General features: G+C 49.0%; 21 protein-coding genes. 11 read left to right on the top strand and 10 right to left on the bottom strand.

Features of this window, described 5'->3' with window-relative positions; all coding sequences use genetic code 11:
* The 3 genes from VIM72_RS25340 to VIM72_RS25350 form a co-directional block, all read right to left on the bottom strand.
* Window positions 1-788 (bottom strand): DNA glycosylase AlkZ-like family protein (locus tag VIM72_RS25340; RefSeq protein WP_332005615.1); only part of this gene is annotated, 788 nt, incomplete at its 3' end.
* A 24-nt stretch (window positions 789-812) separates the two neighbouring features.
* Window positions 813-2,267, bottom strand: coding sequence for an alpha-L-fucosidase (locus VIM72_RS25345; RefSeq protein ID WP_332005616.1), 1,455 nt, complete (start codon window positions 2,265-2,267; stop codon window positions 813-815).
* A gap of 33 nt (window positions 2,268-2,300) precedes the next feature.
* A complete protein-coding gene (locus VIM72_RS25350) occupies window positions 2,301-2,468 on the bottom strand; it encodes a hypothetical protein (protein WP_332005617.1) in 168 nt (55 codons plus the stop codon).
* Window positions 2,469-2,475: 7 nt separating this feature from the next.
* Here VIM72_RS25350 and VIM72_RS25355 point away from each other — a divergent pair, with 7 nt between their 5' ends.
* The 5 genes from VIM72_RS25355 to VIM72_RS25375 all read left to right on the top strand — a co-directional run bounded on the left by VIM72_RS25355 (window position 2,476) and on the right by VIM72_RS25375 (window position 7,198).
* Window positions 2,476-3,498, top strand: a complete 1,023-nt coding sequence (locus VIM72_RS25355; protein ID WP_332005618.1) for a sensor histidine kinase — start codon at window positions 2,476-2,478, stop codon at window positions 3,496-3,498.
* Complete coding sequence (locus VIM72_RS25360; protein ID WP_332005619.1) at window positions 3,495-4,121, top strand: response regulator transcription factor; 627 nt, start codon at window positions 3,495-3,497, stop codon at window positions 4,119-4,121. Before VIM72_RS25355 ends, VIM72_RS25360 begins: the two co-directional genes overlap by 4 nt.
* 162 nt (window positions 4,122-4,283) lie before the next feature.
* Complete coding sequence (locus tag VIM72_RS25365; RefSeq protein WP_332005620.1) at window positions 4,284-6,266, top strand: TonB-dependent receptor plug domain-containing protein; 1,983 nt, start codon at window positions 4,284-4,286, stop codon at window positions 6,264-6,266.
* Between the two features lie 20 nt (window positions 6,267-6,286).
* Entirely contained in the window at window positions 6,287-6,925 is a 639-nt protein-coding gene (locus VIM72_RS25370; RefSeq protein ID WP_332005621.1) for a hypothetical protein, read from the top strand.
* A gap of 18 nt (window positions 6,926-6,943) precedes the next feature.
* Window positions 6,944-7,198, top strand: coding sequence for a hypothetical protein (locus tag VIM72_RS25375; RefSeq protein ID WP_332005622.1), 255 nt, complete (start codon window positions 6,944-6,946; stop codon window positions 7,196-7,198).
* Between the two features lie 39 nt (window positions 7,199-7,237).
* On the opposite strand, the gene VIM72_RS25380 is transcribed toward VIM72_RS25375, so the two are convergent.
* The 3 genes from VIM72_RS25380 to VIM72_RS25390 are packed head-to-tail and all read right to left on the bottom strand — an operon-like array spanning window position 7,238 to window position 9,588.
* Complete coding sequence (locus VIM72_RS25380; protein WP_332005623.1) at window positions 7,238-8,053, bottom strand: mechanosensitive ion channel family protein; 816 nt, start codon at window positions 8,051-8,053, stop codon at window positions 7,238-7,240.
* Between the two features lie 46 nt (window positions 8,054-8,099).
* Window positions 8,100-8,840, bottom strand: coding sequence for a metallophosphoesterase family protein (locus VIM72_RS25385; protein WP_332005624.1), 741 nt, complete (start codon window positions 8,838-8,840; stop codon window positions 8,100-8,102).
* Between the two features lies 1 nt (window position 8,841).
* Complete coding sequence (locus VIM72_RS25390) at window positions 8,842-9,588, bottom strand: nucleotidyltransferase (protein ID WP_332005625.1); 747 nt, start codon at window positions 9,586-9,588, stop codon at window positions 8,842-8,844.
* A gap of 141 nt (window positions 9,589-9,729) precedes the next feature.
* On the opposite strand from VIM72_RS25390, the gene VIM72_RS25395 reads away from it, so the two are divergent.
* Complete coding sequence (locus VIM72_RS25395; RefSeq protein ID WP_332005626.1) at window positions 9,730-10,470, top strand: hypothetical protein; 741 nt, start codon at window positions 9,730-9,732, stop codon at window positions 10,468-10,470.
* Between the two features lie 34 nt (window positions 10,471-10,504).
* On the opposite strand, the gene VIM72_RS25400 is transcribed toward VIM72_RS25395, so the two are convergent.
* The 4 genes from VIM72_RS25400 to VIM72_RS25415 form a co-directional block, all read right to left on the bottom strand.
* The gene (locus VIM72_RS25400) at window positions 10,505-12,001 is read right to left on the bottom strand and encodes a RagB/SusD family nutrient uptake outer membrane protein (RefSeq protein WP_332005627.1); all 1,497 of its coding nucleotides are present in this window, start codon (window positions 11,999-12,001) and stop codon (window positions 10,505-10,507) included.
* Window positions 12,002-12,012: 11 nt separating this feature from the next.
* Window positions 12,013-15,186 carry a TonB-dependent receptor gene (locus tag VIM72_RS25405; protein WP_332005628.1) on the bottom strand — a complete coding sequence of 1,058 codons (3,174 nt, stop codon included), beginning with the start codon at window positions 15,184-15,186 and terminating at the stop codon, window positions 12,013-12,015.
* Window positions 15,187-15,425: 239 nt separating this feature from the next.
* The gene (locus VIM72_RS25410) at window positions 15,426-16,454 is read right to left on the bottom strand and encodes a FecR domain-containing protein (protein ID WP_332005629.1); all 1,029 of its coding nucleotides are present in this window, start codon (window positions 16,452-16,454) and stop codon (window positions 15,426-15,428) included.
* Between the two features lie 76 nt (window positions 16,455-16,530).
* Window positions 16,531-17,103: an RNA polymerase sigma-70 factor gene (locus VIM72_RS25415; RefSeq protein WP_332005630.1), complete on the bottom strand. Its 573-nt coding sequence runs from the start codon at window positions 17,101-17,103 to the stop codon at window positions 16,531-16,533.
* A 154-nt stretch (window positions 17,104-17,257) separates the two neighbouring features.
* Here VIM72_RS25415 and VIM72_RS25420 point away from each other — a divergent pair, with 154 nt between their 5' ends.
* The 5 genes from VIM72_RS25420 to VIM72_RS25440 all read left to right on the top strand — a co-directional run bounded on the left by VIM72_RS25420 (window position 17,258) and on the right by VIM72_RS25440 (window position 22,936).
* Window positions 17,258-18,253 (top strand): S1C family serine protease, encoded by a 996-nt coding sequence (locus tag VIM72_RS25420; protein WP_332005631.1) that lies wholly within the window; start codon window positions 17,258-17,260, stop codon window positions 18,251-18,253.
* 118 nt (window positions 18,254-18,371) lie between these two features.
* Window positions 18,372-18,968 carry a TetR/AcrR family transcriptional regulator gene (locus VIM72_RS25425; protein WP_332005632.1) on the top strand — a complete coding sequence of 199 codons (597 nt, stop codon included), beginning with the start codon at window positions 18,372-18,374 and terminating at the stop codon, window positions 18,966-18,968.
* A gap of 14 nt (window positions 18,969-18,982) precedes the next feature.
* On the top strand, window positions 18,983-20,125 hold the full coding sequence (locus VIM72_RS25430; RefSeq protein WP_332005633.1) for an NAD(P)/FAD-dependent oxidoreductase: 1,143 nt from the start codon (window positions 18,983-18,985) through the stop codon (window positions 20,123-20,125).
* Between the two features lie 263 nt (window positions 20,126-20,388).
* On the top strand, window positions 20,389-21,717 hold the full coding sequence (locus tag VIM72_RS25435; RefSeq protein WP_332005634.1) for an amidohydrolase family protein: 1,329 nt from the start codon (window positions 20,389-20,391) through the stop codon (window positions 21,715-21,717).
* A gap of 127 nt (window positions 21,718-21,844) precedes the next feature.
* The gene (locus VIM72_RS25440; RefSeq protein WP_332005635.1) at window positions 21,845-22,936 is read left to right on the top strand and encodes a serine hydrolase domain-containing protein; all 1,092 of its coding nucleotides are present in this window, start codon (window positions 21,845-21,847) and stop codon (window positions 22,934-22,936) included.
* Window positions 22,937-23,141: the final 205 nt, after the last annotated feature.

A 23,141-nucleotide genomic window follows, 5' to 3' on the forward strand; every position in this document is an offset into this window, starting at 1 on the left:
ATATAGAGCTGGGCGGAGTTCAGTCCTTCAATGCTGACGCGTAAAATTTCGCCTTCATCCGCCATTTTTTCCAGTTCCGTTTTTACCAGGTTGTCTTTTGCGTAATGGGCGCGCCAGGATATTTCTTTGGCGTAGGCGATCCCCAGGCATTGCAGTGAACGCCGTATAACGTGCCGTGCAAATTCTTCCGGGGTTGGCATGGTGGTATCAACGTCGTCAGGGACCAGGTTGATAGGGAGGTCATATACTTTCTGGAAGTTTTTCTGACGGGTGCACATGAGACTTCCGTCGAGGAAGAGCCTTTCCAGGGCGAGCTTTGCCGGCCGCCAGTCCCACCAGCCGGTGCTTGCTACCGGGCGGTCGTTTTCAAAGTCCTTTACCATGAGGGGGCCTTCCCGCGCAACTCTATCGAGCACTTTGTTCATCAGGTTAATCTCTGGTTGAGTCAGGGGTTTTCGCCGGGATAAAAAACCTTCTTTAATGGGGAGTGAAAAGCGGAAGTCGTGCATGGGGATATATCCCGTGCCGTAGGTAAAAAATTCAAAGATCCTGCCATCGGCTTGCAGTTCATCAATCCATTCGGGTTTATAGTCGGGTACACGTGAAGCAATGGCATGGTGATGTGCCCGCTCCACCACATAGTTGGTATCTATCTGTACAAAACCAAGGTGGTCGATGAGTTTGTAGACAGCCTCGATCCCTTTTCCAAACTGTGCCGGCTGGGCCAGTCCTGCTGCATGAAGGATTATTTTCTTTGCCTGTGAGCTGGTGAAGATATGTTGCTTCATAGTCGAGGCAAAATAAGGAATATTTTAGTATCCTTTCATCTTCACAACCAGCAAGCCATCCGGCACATCGCCGGGGTGCAGTGAGGAGAGGTCTACCAGGCAGTCTTTCCCCTTCTGCTGCCATTTAACAGCTTTACTGCTGCCCAACACGGTGGCCACTGTGCCTTTAGCCGGCGTATAATCGCGGATCAATACCTGCTGTCTGTATTCAGGAACAAAGCAATACAGTGCGCCCGGCTTCTGGGTAAAGAACAACTCCACGTTGGCGTGCTGGTCTGATTTCTTTACCAGGTTGGAGATATTGTAGCCCGACATATAGCTGGCTTCCTTTGCTTCCGGGCGTTTGCCTGCACTCCACTGCTGGCTTACCTTCCAGGGTTTGGAATCATAAATGGCCTCGCCGTTTACTTCCAGCCATTTGCCTATGTCCAGCAGTTTCTGCTGCATGATCACGGGAATGCGGCCATCGGCAGTAGGGCCAATATCCAGCAGGAGGTTGCCGCCCCTGGATACAATATCTACCAGCATCAGTACCAGGTCGCTGCTCTTCTTATAATCGTCGGCTGTTTCCATACGGTTATAGCCATACGATTGCCCGATGCCCTGGCTCTCTTCCCAGATCACCCCGGGCTGCATACCGCTGCCGTATTCGGAAGTAAGATAGGTGGCGCCGTTGTTCTTACCACGGGTATTATTGCCCCAGCGGTCGTCTACCACTACTTCGTTCTTCACCGGCGATTCGTTGAACAGCCAGGCCAGTAAGGAAGGGCTTTGCCAGGCGGTATCGCTCATCTCCCATTCCCCGTCTGAAAATATAACCGAAGGTTTATAGCGGGTTACCAGGTCTTTGAACTGGGGCGTCATTACTTCTTTTACATAACGCTGCCTGTCTTTCAACCAAAGCGGGTTAAACCATTCATACAGGGAATAGTAGTATCCCATTTTCAAGCCTTCTTTACGCACTGCTTCTGTGAGATCGCCCAGCAGATCACGTTTAGGCGTTCCCGTAACGGCGTTCCAGGAATGGCCCCATGATTCGTTGGCTTGTTTATTATCCCACAGGCAATAGCCTTCATGGTGCTTGGATGTAAGTACTACATATTTAGCGCCCGAGCGGCGGAACACCTGCGCCCACTGTTGCGGATCGTAGAGGGATGCGGTGAACTGGCTTTCGAAATTTTCATAGGGCGTGCCCTTGCCATAATTCTTATCATGAAAAGCCTGCACTTTATCGTGGGAACCTTCTTTGGTGCCACGCAGGTTATACCAGTACCATTCAGAATAACCGCCGGGACCTACCACGGCATAGGAAGGTACGGCATACACGCCCCAGTGAATAAAGATGCCGAACTTGGCGTTGCTGAACCACGCGGGAATCCCCCGTTTGTTGAGGGAGTTCCAGTTGGCTTCATACTGTTGGGCAAAAACCAGGGAAGTGCTCAGTAACAACAGGAGCATTCCTATACTGCGTTTAATCATAACAGGAAATTTAGATCGTAATGATCCTCAAAATTAATCATTGCGCCCGCCTGTAGTAATGGTATTTTCTCTGAATATAATAAATACTTCCCCGTCGCCACATATACCGGTGTTGCCGGCGCATTTACCGGGGATGTCTATTCTTTCCACCCGGAGCCCGTTAATGCGGCTAGCTTTATAAAAATCAGTAGCTTTATCCATACAGCAGATGGAAAAAAATATCTCCGTAAAAAGAATCACGATCGCGCTGCATATACTTATATGGGGTGTGATCCTGTTGTTGCCCTACATAGTGTCTAACGCATCCAGCGGCTACCGCATGGGTAGCTTACCTGGCCTGTTCTTCAGCATTTCGGGGATCATCCATATGGCTATCTTTTATATTCACGCCTTTGTATTATATCCCCGGTTATGGAACAGGCGGTACTGGTGGCTCTATCTTCCCGCGGTAGCTATACTGGTAGGATGTTCGTTCCCTTTAAAGTATGCCATCATGGCGCACTGGTTTCCCGGTGTGGTGCATGATGTGGCAGCTTATAAATTTGTCTTTGGCCCTTCGGTGGGTATTTATTTTATCAGCCTTATATACTGCCGCGTAGCAGATATGCTCCGCGCGGAACGCCGGCAGAAAGAGCAACAGGCGGAGCAGCTCAGTTCAGAGCTGAAGTTCCTGCGCTCACAGGTAAGCCCACACTTCCTGTTCAATGTGCTTACCAACCTGGTGTCACTGGCCAGGAAAAGATCCGATCAGCTGGAGCCAGCCCTCATCCGGCTTTCCGACCTGATGCGTTACATGCTGTACGATACGGGAAAAAAAGTGTTGCTGTCGCAGGAGATCCTTTATCTCAACAGCTATATTGCATTGCAACAGCTGCGTTTTGGCAGCGAAGTAGCGGTTAATGTGGAGATGGCCGGCAGCGAAGCGGCAAGGAATTATACCATAGAGCCTATGCTGCTGATCCCTTTTGTAGAGAACGCCTTTAAGCACGGTACCGGCTATACGCCGCATCCTGCTATTGATATACGGCTGGCAGTAAAAGAGGATGTGCTTATCTTTGATGTAATGAATGAATACGACAATGACCCGGATGCCAGCAAAGATGGGAATTCAGGCATTGGTTTGGCAAATGTAAAAACAAGGCTGCAGCTGCTTTACCCCCACAGGCACCAGTTGCAGATCAGGGATGAGCCGCCATTGTTCCATATCACCTTAACGCTAACACTCTCATGATACGTTGTATTGCCATAGATGATGAACAGCTGGTAAGAGAACTGCTGGAAGATAATATCCGGCAGGTGCCTTTCCTGCAACTGGTAAAAACCTGCCGCAATGCCATGGAAGCGCTGGAAGTATTGCAGCAGGAACAGATTGACCTTATTTTCCTCGACATACAAATGCCCCGGCTGAACGGCCTGCAGCTGTTGCAATCACTGCAACAGCCTCCTATGGTGATCCTTGTTACCGCTTATGAAGAATATGCACTCCAGGGATTCAACCTGCAGGTAGTGGATTATTTACTCAAGCCCTTTTCCTTTGAACGCTTCCTGAAAGCGTGTAACCGTGCCAGTGAGTTGTTCCGTCTGAGGAAACCGGTGGCGGCGGAAGACCATTCCTTCTTTGTACACGTGGAATATACCCAGGTAAAGATCCACACCGCGGATATTAATTATATAGAAGGATTAAAAGACTATATCAAAATACATTTGTCCGGCAACGCCAAACCCGTGCTCACCCGCATGACCATGAAAGCCATGGAAGAGAAACTGCCCGCCGGGGCTTTTATCCGTACCCATAAGTCCTATCTCGTGGCGGTAAAGAAAATCACCGCCGTAAAACGCGACCTGTATGCATAGGCAGTATTGAAATACCCGTCAGTGAATTTTATAAAGAAAATGTAAACAGGATGCTGCAATCATAAAGAGTGCCCGTTTTGTCGCTACACTTTCCCCTCCCGTCTACTCTCCAAAATTACAGTAATACATCCCGGTAGCTTTGCGGTTATAATACTAACCGTCATGAAAACAGGGCTCATCTTTATCATATTGCTTCCCTTTGCTGCGCAGGCGCAAAGCAAACAGGATACTACCATAAAAAGTAAACGCCCTCTGCAGGAGGTAGTGGTAAGCGCAGGTAGCTTTGAGGCCAGCGACCGTGCCAAAGGAGCTTCACTTACGCCTATTGATGCAGTAACAGTAGCCGGCAGCAATGCAGACATTTCCCAGGCACTGCGTTCCCTGCCGGGAGCGCAACAGATAGGCGAACAATCAGGTCTTTTTGTACGCGGTGGTACCGGCGATGAAACCCGGCAGTTCATTGACGGCACCCTGCTGAAAACGCCCAACTACCCCGCCGTTCCCGGTGTGCCGCAATATGCAAGGATCAACCCCTTCCTGTTCAAAGGCATCCTCTTCAGCTCAGGTGGTTATTCCGCCCTATATGGCTCCGCCATGAGCAGCGCGCTCATTATGGAAAGCACCGACCTGCCGGAAAAAACCTCCGCCAGCTTCAGCGTATTCCCTTCCAACCTGGGCGCAGGCTTTCAGCACCTGGCTACGGATAACAAAAGCAGCTATGGGCTGAACCTTAATTACAGTAACCAGTCGCTCTACAACGGTGTAGTAAAACAGGCGCCGGATTATTTTGCAGGCCCCTCCTATTCAGACGGCAACTTCAACTTCAGGATACGGACCGGTAAAACAGGCATGCTCAAACTATACAGCAACTGGAGCTACAGCCATGTAGGTATGCGCAAGCCGGACATCGACAGCGCAGCGCTTAATGCAGGCTACGAAGTACGTGGCTGGAACAGCTACAATAATCTTAGCTTCCGGAGCTACCTGGATGATAACTGGAAGATGGAACTGGGCGCGGTGTACAGCTATAACCGGGAGGCTTCAGCTAACAGCCTCACAGATGCGAAAGGCAATAACGCCTTTTCATCTCTCCCTTATAAAACAGCCAGCAGGGATATTCATACCAACTTTGCACAGGCAAGAGTAGTGTTCACCCGTCTCTTTTCCAAAGGCCAGGCGCTGCGTTTTGGCGGGGAACATTTTTATACGCACGACAAAGGCTTGTCAAACGACAGCATCATTGCCTTAACAGACCACCTCTCCGCCGTCTTTGCGGAAGGCGATATTTACCTGGCCCCTGATCTTGCCGCCAAAGCCGGCCTGCGGATGGAGTATTCATCAGTACTGCGTAAACTGGTAGCAGCGCCAAGAATAAGCCTGGCCTACCGCCTGCCGGATGCCAGCCAGTTCAACCTGGCCTATGGCATTTTCTACCAGGAACCGGCCAGCGACTTTCTATACCAGCAACGGCATCTTGATTTTTCCAGCGCTACCCACTATGTGCTGAACTACACCAAAAAAGTAAACAACCGCTTTTTCCGGGCAGAGCTGTATTACAAGAAATACCACAACCTGGTAAAAACGGTACCGGCTTTAAGCAATAACGGAAACGGCTATGCGCAGGGCCTGGAGCTTTTCTGGCGGGATAAGAAAAGCATCAGGGATCTCGACTATTGGGTAACGTATACCTACCTGGATACCAAACGCGATTTCCTTGATTATCCTTATGCGCTCCGGCCTTCGTTTACGGCGCCTCATACCACCACAGTGGCTATCAAAAAGTTTTTCCGCGATATCAGCACCAGCGTAAATGTTTCCTGGGCGCTGGCTGCCGGTCGCCCTTATTACAACATCCATGCAGGTGGCATTGGCGACCAGGGCACTACCAAAGCGTACAACATTGCTAACCTGCATATCGCTTATCTCTGCTCGTTTTTCAAAAACAGTAAATGGAAAGATTTCTCGGGGTTCGCCATGGGAGTTAACAACCTCTTTGGTACCAAACAGGTGTTCGGCTATCAGTACAGCGCCAACGGGCAGTTCAGGGAGCCAATAACGCTACCGGCTACACGCGGTTACTTCATTGGCGTATTTATGAGTTTCGGTATAGACCGTACCGACGATTTTCTTAATAACAATTTATAAAACACTAAACACACATTAACATGAAAAAACTGTTTATCTGCGCATTACTGGTAATATCTGGCTATTATGGCGCCATGGCGCAATCCGGCACTTTACAGGAAGCCGTTAACAAACTGGACCAGGCACAAACGGTAAAAGACTACACCGCACTGGAAAAAACATTCTCCGGCATCACGGCCCAGCCGGCATGGCTGCCGCCTTATTACGCAGCCTTATGCAATGCAAAGATCGGCTTCCTGTTGCAGGATGATGGCGATAAAATAGAAGCATTCTCCAGTCGCGGCGAAGCCCAGGCGCAACAGGCACTATCACTGCTGGATAGTAACACGCAGAAAAAAGAACTGGCGGAAGTATATACTGTGCTGAGCATGGTGTACCGCACCAAGGTATTCATCAACCCTATGACGTATGGCCGTAAATATGGCGTACTGTCGGGACAAATGCTGCAAAAGGCGCAAACGCTGGAACCAGGCAACCCCAGGGCGTTATATGTAGCCGCATGGGTAAAGTACTATACACCTAAAATGTGGGGCGGCGATAAGGAACAGGCAAAAAAACTGGCTACGGAAAGCCTGCAAAAGCTGACCAATCCCGGAACAGATGTATACCCACACTGGGGCCGGGCTGATGATCAGCAGTTACTCAGTAAAATTAAATAACCTTTAAAAAGAATGATCATGGGATTTGGAATTGTTATCCTGCTGCGCGTGCTGTTTGCTGCCAGCATGGTATTTATTATCGGTTATGTTTTCGGTGGGTTTTCAAAAAACCCTTCTCTCCGTACTATCACTAAGATAGCATCTATACTGGTGATCGTATTATTTATTGCGGCCAATGTGATACTCACCCGCATGGCTATACGGCAATGGAATAACAACGGGCATGGGTGCGACCGGAACCATGAGGTTAAAACGGAAGTACAACGACCGTAAAAAGCAACAGGGCCAGCCATTTCAGCTGGTCCTGTTCTTTTACATCAAACCTGCCGATTTTAAAGAAGTAGTTACTTTGGTGATCAGTTCATGGGTAATTCTTTCATAGGCATCATCCGACTTATTGCTCACCCAACAGCTGAGCGCCACCTTTACAGCAGCTCCTTCAATACCGCTGTACCAAACCGTTTTAGGCTTATCGGGCACTACATCTTTCATTCCTTTTACTATATCTGTCATCATCTCCTCCGCTTCTTTCAGTTTATCAGACAGGGGAATGGTGAAGGTAAGCGCAATACGGCGCAATGGCGTAAGCGAATGATTAATGATAGGCTTCTGGAAAATATCCTTATTGGGAATAATCACATGCAGGCCATCTGCCGTGATCATGGTAGTGGATCTTAACTGGATGGCATCCACGGTGCCGGTAAAGCCGTTGGTTTCTATAATATGTCCTACATCAAAAGGTTTTTTAAAAGTGATAAAAATACCGGAGATGAAATTGGCAGTGAGGTCCTGGAAAGCAAAACCAAGTGCCAGTCCTATGATACCGGCGCCGGCCAGCAATGAGGTAACCGCTTTATCCAACCGCAGTATATTCAACGATATAAATAAGCCCAGCAATAAGAACAGCCCATAAAATAAACTGGATACCAGGCTTGAAATAGCCGATGATTCAGACAACCGCCGGGAAAAGCCATAGGTGATTTTCCGGGTGAAGCGCGCCAGCAACAGGAACAGTGCAAAAATGATCGCCGCCAGTACAAGATTAGGCGTCATTTTCACTGCTGCTATCAACCAGTTATGCAGTTTATCGAAGATCAGCTCACTATAGCTGGTAAATTGCCCGCTCATATACTATAGAATAAAATGCACAATACCTGTAAATATCTCTACAGACTTATACTTCATATAAAAAAAAGGCAGGTGAATAACCGGCCTCAGACAGGATTGGTTTGGCTACGTTAAATACTTTAAGGCCGTTGATCTGTCCTTCCAGCTTTCCTACATGCGCATGACCATGGAAAGCCGCCACTACTTTACGTCTTGTAAGCGGCTCCGCCAGGCGGGAACAACCCAGGAAAGGATAGATCTGTTCAGACTCTCCTATTACCGTATCCATCACAGGCGCATAATGCATTAAGGCGATCTTTGTAATATCCGGGTGCTCCTGGTCCAGCCGCGCCAGCGCCCTGTCGAGCCGCAACGCTTCATCTACACCGGTTTGCACAAAAGCTTTCATTTCTTCTTCCCCGAACATGGAAAGCATATGCCCGTCGAATCCACCGCCAAAGCCCTTTACGCCGGCGAATCCTATACCGTTGATCATGGTGCATTCCCCGTCCAGGATATGCACATCACGGGCTTCCTGGATGATTTGCCGGATCAGTTTGTGCCTCCCTTTTTCGTAATCATGATTACCTAATACCGCTATTACCGGGATGGTACATGCCGCCAGTTCGCCGGCCAGCACCTGCGCTTCCGATTCATCGCCGGTATCTGTAAGGTCGCCTGCAATCAGCAACACATCCGCCTTTGAAGACATCTCCCTGAAGTAATCTGTCCACTTGCCTTTATCGCCGGAGCCTATATGCAGATCCCCCACTGCTGCTATCCTTGTCGTTTTCTTTCCTGCTGCCATATCAAACGGTTTTTATGGTAGAAGATTTATAGTCCCATTCTTTTATATCGGTGGCATATTGTGTCTGGTCTATCACCGGTCCCCGGCAAACCCTTTCTGTTGGCGGTGGCAGCTCATACTGCTCCAGCGCCCGCTGCATCATTTCCGCGAAAAGCCAGCGGGGAATAATACGGTGAAAATCTGCCGGGTATACAAACTGGAAATTGATCAACTGCTGCAACAACAAATGCCAGTGCTGATCCAGGCGGAACAGGATCCTTTTCCAGTTGAGCGGCTGGTACCGCAGGATAACATGGTTTACATCTGCCCCATCGTACCGCTCCCTGTTCTGTACATATATCTTGCACCAGATGAGTTCTTCCGGGGATATCAGCTTTACCGGCACCCCTTCAAAAACAGCATCCACTGCATGTTCATACCAGGTATCATCTACCCGGCAAATGTTATTGACGGTATCAAAAATAATGTCAATGAAGTATTCACCTTTGAACACCTTTGCCAGCCAGCGAACATCGGTAAGCTCTACTTCATAGCCGTCCAGCTTACTGAAATACTTCAGGATCTTCGGGTATTCTGTCCATTTACAAAAAATATCCAGGTCTTTGGTGTCCCGGTAAATACCCGTATAGTGGAACATGGCAAACGCACCTCCCAGCATAAATGCGGCGCCGCTTTCGTGCAAATGCAGCAACGCCTCCCGGTAAAAAGCATGCGCCTCACTGCTGTGTACTGCCTCCTCAAAAACCATGTGTCCGTTTAAATTTGCCATAGTTGCCAGTGTTGATAGATAAAGTAAAATCCAAACGTTATGCCATGCATACAACATGGTTTGCTTTTTGGACACCGGCTTATGTATACTCAACTTTTGTTACTTATAAATCCAGATACAATGGCTACTACTCAAACCAGGAAACCACGCAAAAGCAGCAGGACCACTACGCCGAAAAAAGCGGCGCCTAAGAAAGCAGCAGCTAAAAAACCCGGTACCATCGCTAAGAAAAGAAAGGTGACTTCATTCGATCAGTTCAAAACGTTTGGCGACAAACAATATACCGGCGTACAAATAGGCAGGGGGCACCATTGGCATTATGACCAGGGCGACTGGAAAGAAACCAAGATCACTCCCGATCTCTGGGAAATATCCTATGCAGTTACCAAACGTAGAACCGGGCATGCACCCGAAGGCAGCGGCGTACCGGTAGGCACGGCCTATCACTGGTATATCCTGGCGCATCAAAGCGCAGTGAAACTGGATGCTAACGATTACGCCACTACGATGACGGGGCTTAAATTTAAAATCGCCCATAAGCGCGCGGATAAAAATAAATGGAGCACTTCAGGCCCCACCCAAAGAAAGCACCTGATCGCCTTCCTGAAAAAATTTATTGCACAACTGGAAAGCGATGTGATCCCACTGGAATTTGAACTGAATGGAAAAAGCTATAAGGGAGAAGCAGTGCCTATATCGGAAACCTGCGCCAATGGCGTGTGTTACGAAGCGGAAGTAATGCTTAACGATGAAGCGATCGGGATTATCCGTTGCGCCAAAAGCGGCTGGAAGATGGACCTGGTAAAAGATAAGAAACTGATAGACGCTATAGGGAACTGTATCACACTATGGTTTGAATAAGCAGGGAAGAATTACTTCCTCCCTGCTTATCCTTTTATAATTTGTAGCCCGGGTTCTGTACCAGGTTGGGATTTGCATCCAGTTGCGCCTGTGGAATAGGGAACAACTGACGGAAAGGCTGATCAGCCGGGTGGAATTGCCAGGCGCTGTTCCATTTACCAAAGCGGATCAGGTCCTGCCGGCGGCAACCTTCCCAGATAAACTCCCGGCCTCGCTCTGCGAGGAGATTATCAAGCGTAAGCGTAACCAACGGTTTAGCGGTGTCGAAGTTGCGGGCCCGCACCTGGTTTACCAGGGTGAGCGCAGGACCCGCCTGGCCGGTACGCAGCAATGCTTCTGCCTTGAGCATGAGCGCATCTGCATAACGGAAAATAACAAGGTCATTATCCTGGTCTGAATAGGCGGTGTTTTTCTGGATCTCATATTTAACGATACGCACTCCTTCTGTTTGCGTAGCATTGGCCAGGTCGCCTATTGTACTGGTAAAGATCAGCGGAGCGCCCTGCTCCGTTTTCAGCGGAGTGCCATCCTGTGCGTACTGCTGTCCTTCAAGGAACATGGTTTTACGCTTGTCATCGTTATCGAACGACTCATAGAACGCTTTTAATGTACACCATCCATTCCACGGTGAGCTGGGCAGCCCGTAAGTATAACGGCTGTTGTAATGCAGCGTAAGATAGTGCAGCATCATGCCTTTGGCGTTGATGGCATCGTAGGGCACCACGAAAATATTCTCCTTTGAGTTTTCATTTTTAGTAGAAAAATTAGAGAAATAATTTGGCTCCAGCTGGTACCCGATGGCAGTAACGGAGTCGCACATACGAATACAATCGGCCCAGCGTTGGGTGCCGGTATATACTTCTGCATTGGCATACAGTTTTGCCAGGAGCATGAAAGCCATGCCTTTGGTAACCTTACCATAGTTCTTTGTATCCAGGGCAGATGGTAATACGGCCAGGTTGTCTTTGATCTCCTTTTCAATGAACGTAAACACTTCTTTGCGCGGCGTGTTCTTTGGCGGTTCCGTTTGTTCAAAGGAAGTAACTACCGGCACGTTACCAAATGCATCCATGGCAAGGTAATAATGATAAGCGCGCAGCACTTTCATCTGCCCGATGATCTGGTCTTTGGTGGGAAGCACCACGGAAGAGCCTTCCAGCTTTTGCAGGATAGCATTCACGGGGTTCACACCATCCCGGTAAATGAAGTTCCACATGTCGTTGATATACTGATGCGTGATGGGAAATTCATGGCTGATCAGCACGCGCCAAAGCCCGCCCTCATTCCAGTCCGCCCCACGCGATGGCACTGTCGTTTCATCGGTGGTCACTTCATTCATTTTCCAGTAGCTGTCGCGATACCCGCGCATTTTTGCATAAGCGCCGTTGGCAAATGCATTGAGCTCATCTTCCGTTTTGAGGAAGTTCTCATCCGTGCCCCTGTCATAAAATGTTTCGTCCAGTTTGGTGCAGCTGACTACCGAGCAGATCATGCCGGCCAGCAGGGTGTATTTAAAGAATGCTGATTTCATGTTGATGATTTTTATTTAAAGTTTACCGTAAAGCCTACTGCGAAAGAACGTGTTTTCGGATATACGTTACGGTTATCAATACCTGGCGCAAGACCGTCGATAGGCAGTTCAGGGTCCAGGCCGGAATATTTGGTGATCACGAACAGGTTCTGCCCGGAGATATACACCCTCGGGTTGGCAAACAGCTTGCTGTTGGCAGCGGGGATGCTGTAACCGAGTGAGAAGTTGTCCAGCCGCAGGAATGCGCCGTTTTCAATAAAGCGGTCGGATACATAGGTACCGCGGATATCGCTGTTCGCATACTTCGCCATGGCGTTGCGGCCTGGCAGGCGACTGAAGCGGTCGCTCAGCACAAGGTCTGTAGCATTGAAGATCTGGTAGCCGAAAAGACTGCGCAGTAAAAAGTTCAGGTCAAAGTTTTTATAGCGGAAAGTATTCGCCAAACCTGCCTGGTATTTTGGTAACCCGTTACCCGCTACGCGGCTGTCGCTACGGAAATCGAAACTGCCGCTGCCATCAATATCTTCAAACTGCTGGTTGCCGTTGGCATCAATACCGGTATAATGCGGGATGTAAAAAGTACCGATGGAATAACCCGGTACTACTTTCACGATCTGCACAGCAGTAAGACCGCGGGCGCCCACGGTACCATCATAAATGGCATCGCTTTTAAACTGGTCGTTGGCAATAGACAGGATTTCGTTGTAGTTGCGGGAAATGTTGAAGGAAGCGTTCCAGCTGAAGTCCTTACGGTCAATGATAGCGCTGCTGAGCGACAGCTCCACTCCTTTGTTGCTGATCTTGCCCACGTTGGCCAGCATAGATGGGAACAGGTAAGGCGGCGAAGGAACGTTGTAATTAAACAGCAGGTCTTTGGTGCGCTTATCGTAATATTCCAGCGTTCCACTGAGGCGTCCTTTAAACATGGTGAAATCAAACCCTGCGTTAAACTGCGCGGCGGATTCCCAGCGCAGGTTGGGGTTTTCATTTTGGCCGATCTGGTAGGAAGTTACCCAGCGGCCATTGTCCAGCACTTTACCACCTGGACTGTAAGTAAGCGGTGATTTATAATTCTGGATCTCCTGGTTACCGGTAACGCCATAGCCTACACGAAATTTCAGGTCCTGCAGCCAGCTGCTGTTCTGCAGGAAAGGTTCCTGTGTAATACGCCATGCCAGTGAGGCGGATGGGAAGGTACCCCATTTTTTATCTTTACCGAAACGGGTAGAGCCATCGCGGCGCACCGTACCGGTGAGCAGGTATTTATCGTTGTAGCTGTAAAACACGCGGCCGATAAAAGACACCAGTGAATTTTCCTCAGCGCCCGAAGCTACTGCCGGTTGATCGCCCTGTCCTGCCCCGAGATTATTATAACTGAAGATATCGGATACGAACTGGGTGTTGCCTGCCGACATACTGTTCCTGAAGAAGTTCTGGTACGAATAACCCGCAGTTACTTTCACTACATTCTTCTGCCACTGCTGGTTGTAGGTAAAATAAGTTTCCAGTGTTTTATTATCCCAGGTCTGCGAAGCGCGGGTAGCAGTACCGTTGCTGCCGGCGCCTTCTATCACCGGCGATTCTTTTGAATAATACAGGCCACGGTCGCTGGAAGCGCGTTCCAGCCCGAGCAGCAGGTCGTAGGTAAGATGACTGGTAATATCATAGGTGGCTTTTGCGGAACCTATAAATTTATTCAGGGCGCGCTGGTGTTTGATCTGGTTGGCCAGTGCAACGGGATTATAGTTATCGTTGATATCCAGTTTTTCAAACCAGGAGCCGTCGGCATTATAAACAGGCGCTGTTGGATTGTAGGCGATAGCCTGTTCCCAGATGCGGTTATCGCCGTTACCATCGGGATCCGTGCCCACATATTTATTTTTCTCCCCTACATAGTTCATAGAAAGGCCAAGCCGCAGGCGGTTATCGAAAACGCCCTGGTCCAGCGTAATGCGGCCGATGATGCGTTCCAGGCCGGAGTTCAGCACCACGCCCTCATTGTTAAGATAGTTCACCGATGCGCTGTAGCGGGTATTGTCTTTCCCGCCGCTCATCGATAAATTATGGCTATGGCTGATCCCTGTGCGGGTAATGGCCTTCTGCCAGTTGGTAGAAGAGCCGAGATCAAATGCAGATGCGTCAATATTGTTATCCTTCAGGTATTTGCGATAATCTGATGCGCTGAGCACATCGTAGGTGTTCGACATCTTTTCCATACCGATATAACCGCTGTAGGATACCTGTGTAGCGCCTTCCTTACCGCGACGGGTAGTAACAATGATAACGCCATTGGCGCCCCGGGAACCGTAAATGGCTGCTGCCGATGCATCTTTCAACACATCAATTGATACGATATCATCAGGTGGTACCGCGTTGATGTCGATGCCCGGAATACCATCCACCACGAACAGCGGTTGGCTGCTGGCAGACAGCGAGGAAGCGCCCCGGAGGCTGATGCTTATTTTACCATTGGGGTTGCCGCCTGGCTTGCTGATCACCAGGCCGGCTACTTTTCCCTGCAATACCTGTACGGGATTGCTGATAATGCCTTTATTAAATTCTTTAGGGGTGATGCTTACAATGGATCCCGTAAGGTCTTTTTTCTGGGCGGCGCCATAGCCGATCACTACAACTTCCGTGAGGGCGCTGGAAGATTTTTTCAGCTGCACGTCCATAGTAGCTTTTACGGGAAGCTCCAGCGGTTCGTAGCCCACGTAGCGGAACAGCAGCGTGCCTCCGGCAGGTGCGTCGAGGGAGAAGTTCCCGTTTTCATCAGTAAGGGTACCAATGGCCGTGCCTTTTACCTGCACGGTAACGCCGGGCAGGGAGGCATGATCATCTGCGCCGGTAATATGGCCTTTCACGCGGATATTTTCCCAGGCCGTATTTTCGGGGATGATCACCACCAGGTGGCCTTCCAGCTCTTTCCAGGCAAAGCCGCTGCCGGAAAGCACTTTATCCAGTACTTTTTCCAGTGGCTCTTCCGCAGCGGTGATGCTCACCCGTTGCTGGAGGTCTACTTTACGGTTGCTGTACAGGAAACGGACATCGGACTGGCCTGCGATGCGGTCCAGTACCTTTTTTATTTCCGTGTCCTTTACATGAAGGCTGATGCGTTTCTGGGAATACCCGGTGGCGGCCACCTGCATGCAGGAAAGTAAGACAATAAAGAATGATAGCTTCATAATGATCAAATGCTTGAGCATGGCCGTTCTTCGCCGGCATGCATCCGATTGGTTGACTTTTTCCATAAATTTGTGATGATAGGTGATACAATAGCAAGGCCCTGCCATCCAGTCCAAAGGGGCCGGCGCTTTGCTGATAAGCCTTCACACAGGGAATGTTCGTAGCATTTCCTGTGCTTTTTTCATTGAACTGTTTACAGGTTTTCTAGTCCTTCATAACTGATTTTTAGGTGAACGTGCTAATAAATGATGATCCGCGTGCTTTGATTATCAAAATGGAATTCTTCTGTTAGTTGTAAAGCCTGCAGCGCCTGGGTGATGCTTTCAGAAGCAAAGGAGCCGCTGAATACATAGTTTTTCACTGTTTCATTACGGAATTCAATTTTAACGCCATACCAGCGTTCCAGCAACCTGGCCAGCTGGTCGAACCGGAGCGCTTCAAACTGCAGGCGGTTGCTTACCCATGCTGTTTCCGACAGGGTGCTGTCTATTACCGGTAAGCTGGCTGCTTTTGCCATGGCTACTTTTGATACCACCGGTTTTATCATTATTTTTTTTTCCGGAGATGCCGGTGCGGTAGTGCTGCCGATGGCCAGTTTTTCGTACGGGCGTAGCCGTACTTTCTGTTCCGGCGTTTTATCGAGATATACTTCTACTGCGCCTTCCAGCAGGGTAGTTTCATACTGTGCGTCTTCCGGGTAGGCTTTTACATTAAAGGCCGTACCGAGGGCATGGATATTCATGGAAGCTGCATGCACCACAAAGGGGCGGGTAGGATCTTTTGCCACTTCAAAGAAAGCTTCTCCATCCAGCCATATTTCCCGGGTGCGGGCATTCAACCGGCAGGTAAGATGGCTGGAAGCATTGAGGTGTACCGTGGTGCCGTCGCTCAAACGGAAATGCCGGCGTTCGCCGTTGCGGGTTTCCACCAGCTGCAGTTCTTTCTGCCGGCGGGTCCCCTGCCACAGGTGATAACCTGCGGTGCACAGCAATCCGGCCAGGACGGCTGCAGCCACCCATTTCCACCAGGCCACGATCTTTACGGTTGTTTCACCAGTAGGTTCCGCTTTGGCCATCATCTCACTAAAAACAGCCGCCGGAGGCGCTTCCGGCTCCGGTACCGAATTCCAGTATTGTTCCAGCAAAGCTGCCTGCTGCTCCCATTCAGGATGCTGCAGCAGTAAAGCCGCCAGTTCTTCCCGGCCGCTTTCATCCAGTGTGCCGCTGAGTTTTGCCGTTATTAATTCATCCAGGCGATGATGGTGCATAGGTGTTGTTTAAATGTTCCCAGGGAGAGAGACACGAAAGCGGGAACAATTACCTACAGCCGGTAAAAAAAATTTTTCAGGGAACAGGAATTTTAGGATCAGCATCCCTGCTGTATTGCTGCAAGGCTTCGCGCAGGCGGCTGGTAGCGCGTACCAGCTGGGTTTCTACGGTGCGAGGAGAAATTTCCAGGAGCAGGGCCACTTCTTTATATTTAAATCCTTCCTCCCGGATCAGGCGGAAAATAGTACGGCCCTGGGGAGAGAGCGTGGCGATAGCTTTATCCAGCCATTGCTGCATTTCCTTCCATTCCAGCCGGGGGTGCACATCTGCTTCGAGCGGGGCGCTTTCTGCTTCCAGTTCCAGCCACTGGTGCTTCTGTTCATCGCGATGATGGTTGTAGCAGCGGTTGCGGACAGCGGTATATAAATAGGTTTTGAGATACAATACTGGTTCGCCTTCCCGTCGGTTTTTCCAGAGCTGTACAAATACGTCCGACACAATTTCCTCCGCCGCTTCCCTGCTGATGGCCAGGTCTGTTGCAAAACGCACTAAACGGGGATAAAAATGGTTAAACAATTGCCGGAACGATTGCTGATCGTCCGCCTTGCAAACCGCATCCCACAGTACCTGTAAATCAATTGCTGGCATATTTCCTTATTAGACGAAAAACATTCCCCGTCAAAATAGCTAAATAATTAGGATTTTCAAGTGTTCAAAAGTAAAGATGGCATAAAGCCGTCCCATCAGATGCCAAAAAGGCATCTAAAATAAACTGGAGGTAAATTTGAGCCGCCTTGTTATTATGGATAACTCAATTTCATTTCTTACGCATCAGGCGTCGAACGATAGGAGTTTATTAGATGCCTATTCTCAAACCGTTACCGGCGTAGTGGGTACTGTAGCCGAATCGGTGGTACATATAGAAGTACAGAAGAAGGTAAGCGACCAGCGAACGCGGGAAAGGCGTGCGCAGGGAGGCACCGGTTCCGGCTTCATTATTTCTTCCGATGGTTTTATTATTACCAACAACCACGTAGTGGAAAACGCCGACAGTATTAAAGTGTCGTTTGTGGACGGCAGGCGGGTGAATGCAGAGATCAAGGGGGCCGACCCTTCCACCGATATTGCAGTATTAAAGATCGATGAGAGCGGGTTAAAAGCTATGCAGCTGGCAGATTCGTCTGCCTTGCAGGTAGGGCAGATCGCCATCGCCATCGGCAACCCGATGGGATTGCAATACACCGTTACCGCCGGCGTAGTAAGCGCATTGGGGCGTACCCTCCGGGCCAGCAACGGCCGGCTGATCGATAATGTGATCCAGACCGATGCCGCCCTTAACCCGGGCAACAGCGGCGGCCCACTGGTAAATTCGTTAGGACAGGTAATAGGGGTGAACACGGCAGTGATTGCCTCCGCACAGGGGCTTTGCTTTGCCATCTCCTCCAACCTGGCCGCACAAATTGCCGGTCAGCTTATTCTTCATGGGAAGATCCGCAGGGCGCAGCTGGGAATTGCCGCTCAACCCGTAAACCTCAGCAGCAGGATGATCGGCGCCAATAAACTGAGCACCCATACCGGCGTATACGTGTTTGAAACCGTGCCCGATGGCAACTTCTACAACAGCGAACTCCATATCGGCGATATCATTATCGCATTCGATGGCAAACCGGTAACTTCCGTGGATGACCTGCATCTTTTATTATCCGATAAACAGATCGGCAGAAAGATCCCTGTAGACATACTAAGGGGTGGCAGGAAACAGGTAGTGGAAGTGATTCCCGGCGAAATAAAAAATTAATAGTGGCACCTGAAAAATGAGGGCTGTTCCGGGACAGAGATGTTCCGGGGCAGCTTTTTTTATGCCTGCCCGGGAAAATATATTTTATAAGTAAACAAACATTTACTTACTTTGCAGTATGCGACCAAAAAATTTAGAGAAAGAAGAAGCCATCCGCACCATTGCCCTGCAGATCATCGCAGAAAAGGGACTGGAAAACCTCACCATGCAGAAGCTGGCAAAGGAGGCCAACATATCGCCCAGGACGATTTATATAAAGTATAAGGATAAAGAAGATCTCCTTATAAAACTATTTATAGAAGAAGTACTGGAAACCTACGAAGTGGCCGTACTGGAAGACTTTCATGCGGGAATGGATTTTGCAACAGGCGTAAAAAAGCTGTGGCAAAACAGCTTCCGCTACCTGACCCGCAACAGGACGCATTTTGCATTGCTGCAGAACGGGAAAACATCTCCCCTGCTGAACAAAGCATACCAGCAGGCAAACATAGAACAGGGACAATATTTTAAACCCATTCAGCAGTTCTTTAAACAACAGGTGAAACAGGGCGTGATCCGCAACTTCCACCAGGATGTATACCGGGCCTTATTATTTGCCCCGCTGCTGGAACTGGTGAATGAATATTTTGATTATACAGAAAGGCCCAAACAGATCATCACTGAAAAAGTGATACTCGACTGCTGTGAAGCCGTGATAAGAGGAATGCTGAAATAAATAAAACGAACAACATGAGCATCATTCAACACAAAAAAATAGCCATCGTAGGTGGTGGCCCCGGAGGATTAACACTGGCCAGGATACTGCAAATGAACCATGCAGAAGTGAAAGTATACGAAAGGGATGTAAACAGGCAGGCACGCGTACAGGGCGCTACGCTGGACCTCCACGAGGAATCAGGATTAAAGGCGCTGGAAGCGGCAGGGCTGATGGATGCCTTCAGGGCTAATTACCGCCCCGGGGCTGATCGCCTGCGGATCGTTGACAAACACGCCACCATTCTTCTTGACGACCACGAAAGCAGCGTGGATAAAGGCTCCCGGCCGGAAATTGATCGCGGCCCGTTAAAGGAAATATTGCTGGATTCCCTGCAACCGGACACGGTTATATGGGACAGCCACTTTGTATCCATGCAGCCACAGGGAGATGGCTGGCAACTCTCTTTTAAAAACGGCAGCACCGCTTACGCGGATATCGTGATTGCAGCAGACGGCGCCAACTCGAAGATCCGCCCGTACATCACGCCCATCAAGCCTTTTTATTCGGGCGTAACGATCGTGGAAGGGACCGTTTATGACGCCGCAACAACCAGCCCCCATATCTGGGCCCTGGTTAAAGGCGGAAAAGTTTTTGCTTTGGGAGATAATAAATCATTAATTGCAAGCACCAAAGGAAATGGCAGCCTGGCTTTTTATACCGGCGTAAATACTGACGAAAACTGGTATCTGACCAGCGGCATCAATTTCTCAGATAAAACCCAGGTGCTGGCCTGGTTTAAAGCCACCTTTACCGGTTGGGATCCTATGTGGCTGGAGCTGTTTGAAAATGCCAATACTGATTTTATTCCCCGCCCTCAATACTGCATGCCGTTTGATCAGACCTGGGAAGCACAGCCTAATCTCACTATGCTCGGCGACGCTGCCCATCTCATGCCTCCCTATGCCGGCGAAGGCGTGAACATGGCGATGCTGGACGCGCTTGAATTAGGCCAGTGCCTTACCGGTGAAAATTTCGCCGATGTGCATGCAGCTATTGCCGCTTATGAAAAACAAATGCGCATAAGAGCAGGAGAAACAGCGAGAATGACGATGGAATCGACGAATGCGTTGCATTCGCCGGATGCGGTTGGTTTTATTATGAGCATAGTGGGATAAGCGTTTATTTTCTAATTGGTTTTAATTTATACAGGCTATCCTTTTCATTGAATTCTTTGATCCGTCTGTTCCAGGTTTCCATTTGTTTTCGCTTCCTCCACTCCTGCGAAAAAAAACAGGAAGTAAATAACAAAAGACAACAAGCTGTTATTAGCATCTTTATCATAGACATCAATATACATGAATTCTGGCAGAGGCCGGAACGGCATTACTATTATTAATTACAATCCAGTAACTTTATTTTCCCGTAAGAAAATAATGCTATGAAAAACTTCCTGTTACTGACTACCGCTATTCTATTACTGGCAGCCTTTAAGCCAACGCCTGTTGCAATCCTGATAAAGGACGTAACCCTCATAGACGGCAACGGCGGCGCTCCTCTAACGCATACGGATATACTGATTAAAGATGGCAAGATTGCCGCCACCGGCAAAAACCTGCCGGCAGGCAACGCTACAGTGATTGACGGTCGCGGTAAAACCGTGATACCCGCTATCATCAGCAGCCACGTGCATATTGGTATGATAAAAGGTAACGATAACAGCAGCGATCCGTATACACGTGAAAATATATTATCACAACTGAAAAAATATGCAGATTACGGCGTTACCAATATCCTGGTGATGGGGTCCGACCAACCCATGTTGTTTAACTCCGGCCTGCGCGACTCTTCTGTAAACGGGTTGCTGCCCGGAGCCCGGCTTTTTTCCGCCGGGTATGGCTTTGCAGCGGCAAAGGGCGGTCCACCGATGAAGTATGTAAAACACCCTGCCACAGTAGCACAAGCCCTTACTGAACTGGATAGCGTAGCTCTGTTAAAGCCAACGGTAATAAAAATGTGGGTAGATGATTTTGGCGGATCTACACCTAAAATGGACCCCGCTATTTATAAAGCAATAATTACACGCGCCCATTCCCATTATATTCCTGTAGCCTCGCATCTCTATTATCTTGCAGATGCAAAAAGCCTGGTGGCCGATGGACTGGACATCATTGCGCATAGTATCCGCGACCAGGAAATTGACGCAGCCTTACTGCAACAGATGAAGGCCAAAGGCGTGATATATATCCCCACCCTCTCGCTTGATGAATATGCGTATATCTATGCCCGTAAGCCCGAATGGATCAATGATCCTTTCTTTAAAGCATCCCTGGAACCCGGTGTGTATGAGATGATCACCTCTCCTGCCTACCAGGAAAAACTGAAGAATGCTCCCTCCTACCAGCGCAATCTTCATGCGTTTGAAACAGCGATGAAGAATGTAAAAAAGATTGCAGACGCCGGCATCACGGTAGCGCTGGGCACCGATTCCGGCGCACAACCGGTACGCACACAGGGATTCTCCGAGCACCTTGAAATGGAGCTGCTGGTACAGGCAGGACTTACTCCGCTGCAAGCCATTACCATTGCCACTAAAAACGCCGCTATTGCCATGAAAATAAATGAGCACTACGGCACTATAGAGAAAGGTAAAACCGCTGATCTCATCATCCTGGATGCCAACCCGGTACAGGATATTAAAAATACCCGGAAAATAGCGGCGGTGTACAAAGCCGGTGAAGCTGTAAGTAAAGGACCGCTGCAGCCATAGTGCGCCTGCGTACACCAGGTGTTCACTTTTGATACAAGTTCATCTATTTTTAAATATATAAGAAGATAGTAGTTAAAGTAGCGCCGAATGGCACTTTCTTAGGATAAGCTTGTTTCAAAAAACAACCATGAAACAATTTATCCCGCTGTTCTTCCTGTTCTTATCAAGTATTCATGCGCAGGCACAGGTAACAACAGACAATCTCCGTAAAACCAAAGTAGACAGCCTCGTGCAATCCGCGCTTACCGTTTTTATGCAGGATACCCGCCGCGTTAGCGCAGAAGTTGGGGTGTACACCGGTGGACAAACCTACATTTACCGTTACAGCAAGTCGACGCTGCCTGATATCAATACGCCCTATGAAATTGGTTCTATCTCCAAAACATTCACCGGGTATTTACTGGCAAAGGCAGTCGTAAATAAAAAAGTGAAACTGGACGACGATATACGGTTCTACCTGAACGGAGATTATCCCAATCTTCAGTATAAAGGTCGCGCTATCCAGCTGAAGCACCTGATCACGCATCTTTCCGGGTTGCCCTTCCTGCTGCCCGACAGTCGTGATCTGTTCCAGCAACCGGAAGATTCTATTCCAGGTATCATCAACGCACAGCAACAGGATTACTCTACGGCCGCTTTCCTGAACGACCTGCACCAGGTACAACTGGATACAGTTCCCGGTTATCATTTCAAATATTCAAATGCCGGTGCACAATTGCTTGGCATCATACTGGAACGTATATACGGTATGTCGTATGCCGAGCTGGTAAGAAAATTCATTACCCGCCCGCAGCATATGAAACATACTACTGCCCTGCTGCCGGATAATGCGGCTAAAGGATATAATCAGCGGGGCCGCATCATGCCCTACAATCCGCCTATGATGGCTGCCGCAGGAGGCATTTATTCTTCCGTAGATGATATGCTGCAATATATCCGGCTGCATGCAGATGAAACCGACCCTTCGGCGAAATTAACGCATCAACCGGCCTGGGGTGATATCAACAACTTTGCTATTGGTTTAAACTGGCAGATGAATAAAACCAGCAACGGTTTGCGCAGGATCTGGCAAAGCGGCGGCACATTCGGTTTCGCCAGCTATTGCGTGGTATACCCCGAGCGGAATACCGGTATTGTGATATTGACGAATGAAGCGGATAGAACTGCGCAGGAAGCATTGGGGGTAGCGGCCGGGAAGATATTTGAGGGGTTGGAGTAGGGAGTTTTGGCTAGCTATCGATTTGGATAGCCAGCCAAAACTATGTATTTTTGAGTAGTTTTGGCTGGCTATCGATTTAGATAATCAGCCAAAACTATTCAAAATATGCACTACTATGGAAAAATTGATAGGCAGGGATCACGAAAAAAAAATGCTGCTGGAGGCACTTGCCTCCCGGGAAGCAGAATTAGTAGCCGTGTATGGG

It is taken from the genome of Chitinophaga sp., from assembly GCF_036569185.1.
GTDB lineage: Bacteria > Bacteroidota > Bacteroidia > Chitinophagales > Chitinophagaceae > Chitinophaga.

Excerpts from the sequence above, each read along its gene's own strand:
- VIM72_RS25345 (WP_332005616.1), bottom strand. The coding sequence starts at position 2,267 with ATGATTAAACGCAGTATAGGAATGCTCCTGTTGTTACTGAGCACTTCC.
- VIM72_RS25350 (WP_332005617.1), bottom strand. The coding sequence starts at position 2,468 with ATGGATAAAGCTACTGATTTTTATAAAGCTAGCCGCATTAACGGGCTC.
- VIM72_RS25355 (WP_332005618.1), top strand. The coding sequence starts at position 2,476 with ATGGAAAAAAATATCTCCGTAAAAAGAATCACGATCGCGCTGCATATA.
- VIM72_RS25360 (WP_332005619.1), top strand. The coding sequence starts at position 3,495 with ATGATACGTTGTATTGCCATAGATGATGAACAGCTGGTAAGAGAACTG.
- VIM72_RS25365 (WP_332005620.1), top strand. The coding sequence starts at position 4,284 with ATGAAAACAGGGCTCATCTTTATCATATTGCTTCCCTTTGCTGCGCAG.
- VIM72_RS25370 (WP_332005621.1), top strand. The coding sequence starts at position 6,287 with ATGAAAAAACTGTTTATCTGCGCATTACTGGTAATATCTGGCTATTAT.
- VIM72_RS25375 (WP_332005622.1), top strand. The coding sequence starts at position 6,944 with ATGGGATTTGGAATTGTTATCCTGCTGCGCGTGCTGTTTGCTGCCAGC.
- VIM72_RS25380 (WP_332005623.1), bottom strand. The coding sequence starts at position 8,053 with ATGAGCGGGCAATTTACCAGCTATAGTGAGCTGATCTTCGATAAACTG.
- VIM72_RS25385 (WP_332005624.1), bottom strand. The coding sequence starts at position 8,840 with ATGGCAGCAGGAAAGAAAACGACAAGGATAGCAGCAGTGGGGGATCTG.
- VIM72_RS25390 (WP_332005625.1), bottom strand. The coding sequence starts at position 9,588 with ATGGTTTTTGAGGAGGCAGTACACAGCAGTGAGGCGCATGCTTTTTAC.
- VIM72_RS25395 (WP_332005626.1), top strand. The coding sequence starts at position 9,730 with ATGGCTACTACTCAAACCAGGAAACCACGCAAAAGCAGCAGGACCACT.
- VIM72_RS25400 (WP_332005627.1), bottom strand. The coding sequence starts at position 12,001 with ATGAAATCAGCATTCTTTAAATACACCCTGCTGGCCGGCATGATCTGC.
- VIM72_RS25405 (WP_332005628.1), bottom strand. The coding sequence starts at position 15,186 with ATGAAGCTATCATTCTTTATTGTCTTACTTTCCTGCATGCAGGTGGCC.
- VIM72_RS25410 (WP_332005629.1), bottom strand. The coding sequence starts at position 16,454 with ATGCACCATCATCGCCTGGATGAATTAATAACGGCAAAACTCAGCGGC.
- VIM72_RS25415 (WP_332005630.1), bottom strand. The coding sequence starts at position 17,103 with ATGCCAGCAATTGATTTACAGGTACTGTGGGATGCGGTTTGCAAGGCG.
- VIM72_RS25420 (WP_332005631.1), top strand. The coding sequence starts at position 17,258 with ATGGATAACTCAATTTCATTTCTTACGCATCAGGCGTCGAACGATAGG.
- VIM72_RS25425 (WP_332005632.1), top strand. The coding sequence starts at position 18,372 with ATGCGACCAAAAAATTTAGAGAAAGAAGAAGCCATCCGCACCATTGCC.
- VIM72_RS25430 (WP_332005633.1), top strand. The coding sequence starts at position 18,983 with ATGAGCATCATTCAACACAAAAAAATAGCCATCGTAGGTGGTGGCCCC.
- VIM72_RS25435 (WP_332005634.1), top strand. The coding sequence starts at position 20,389 with ATGAAAAACTTCCTGTTACTGACTACCGCTATTCTATTACTGGCAGCC.
- VIM72_RS25440 (WP_332005635.1), top strand. The coding sequence starts at position 21,845 with ATGAAACAATTTATCCCGCTGTTCTTCCTGTTCTTATCAAGTATTCAT.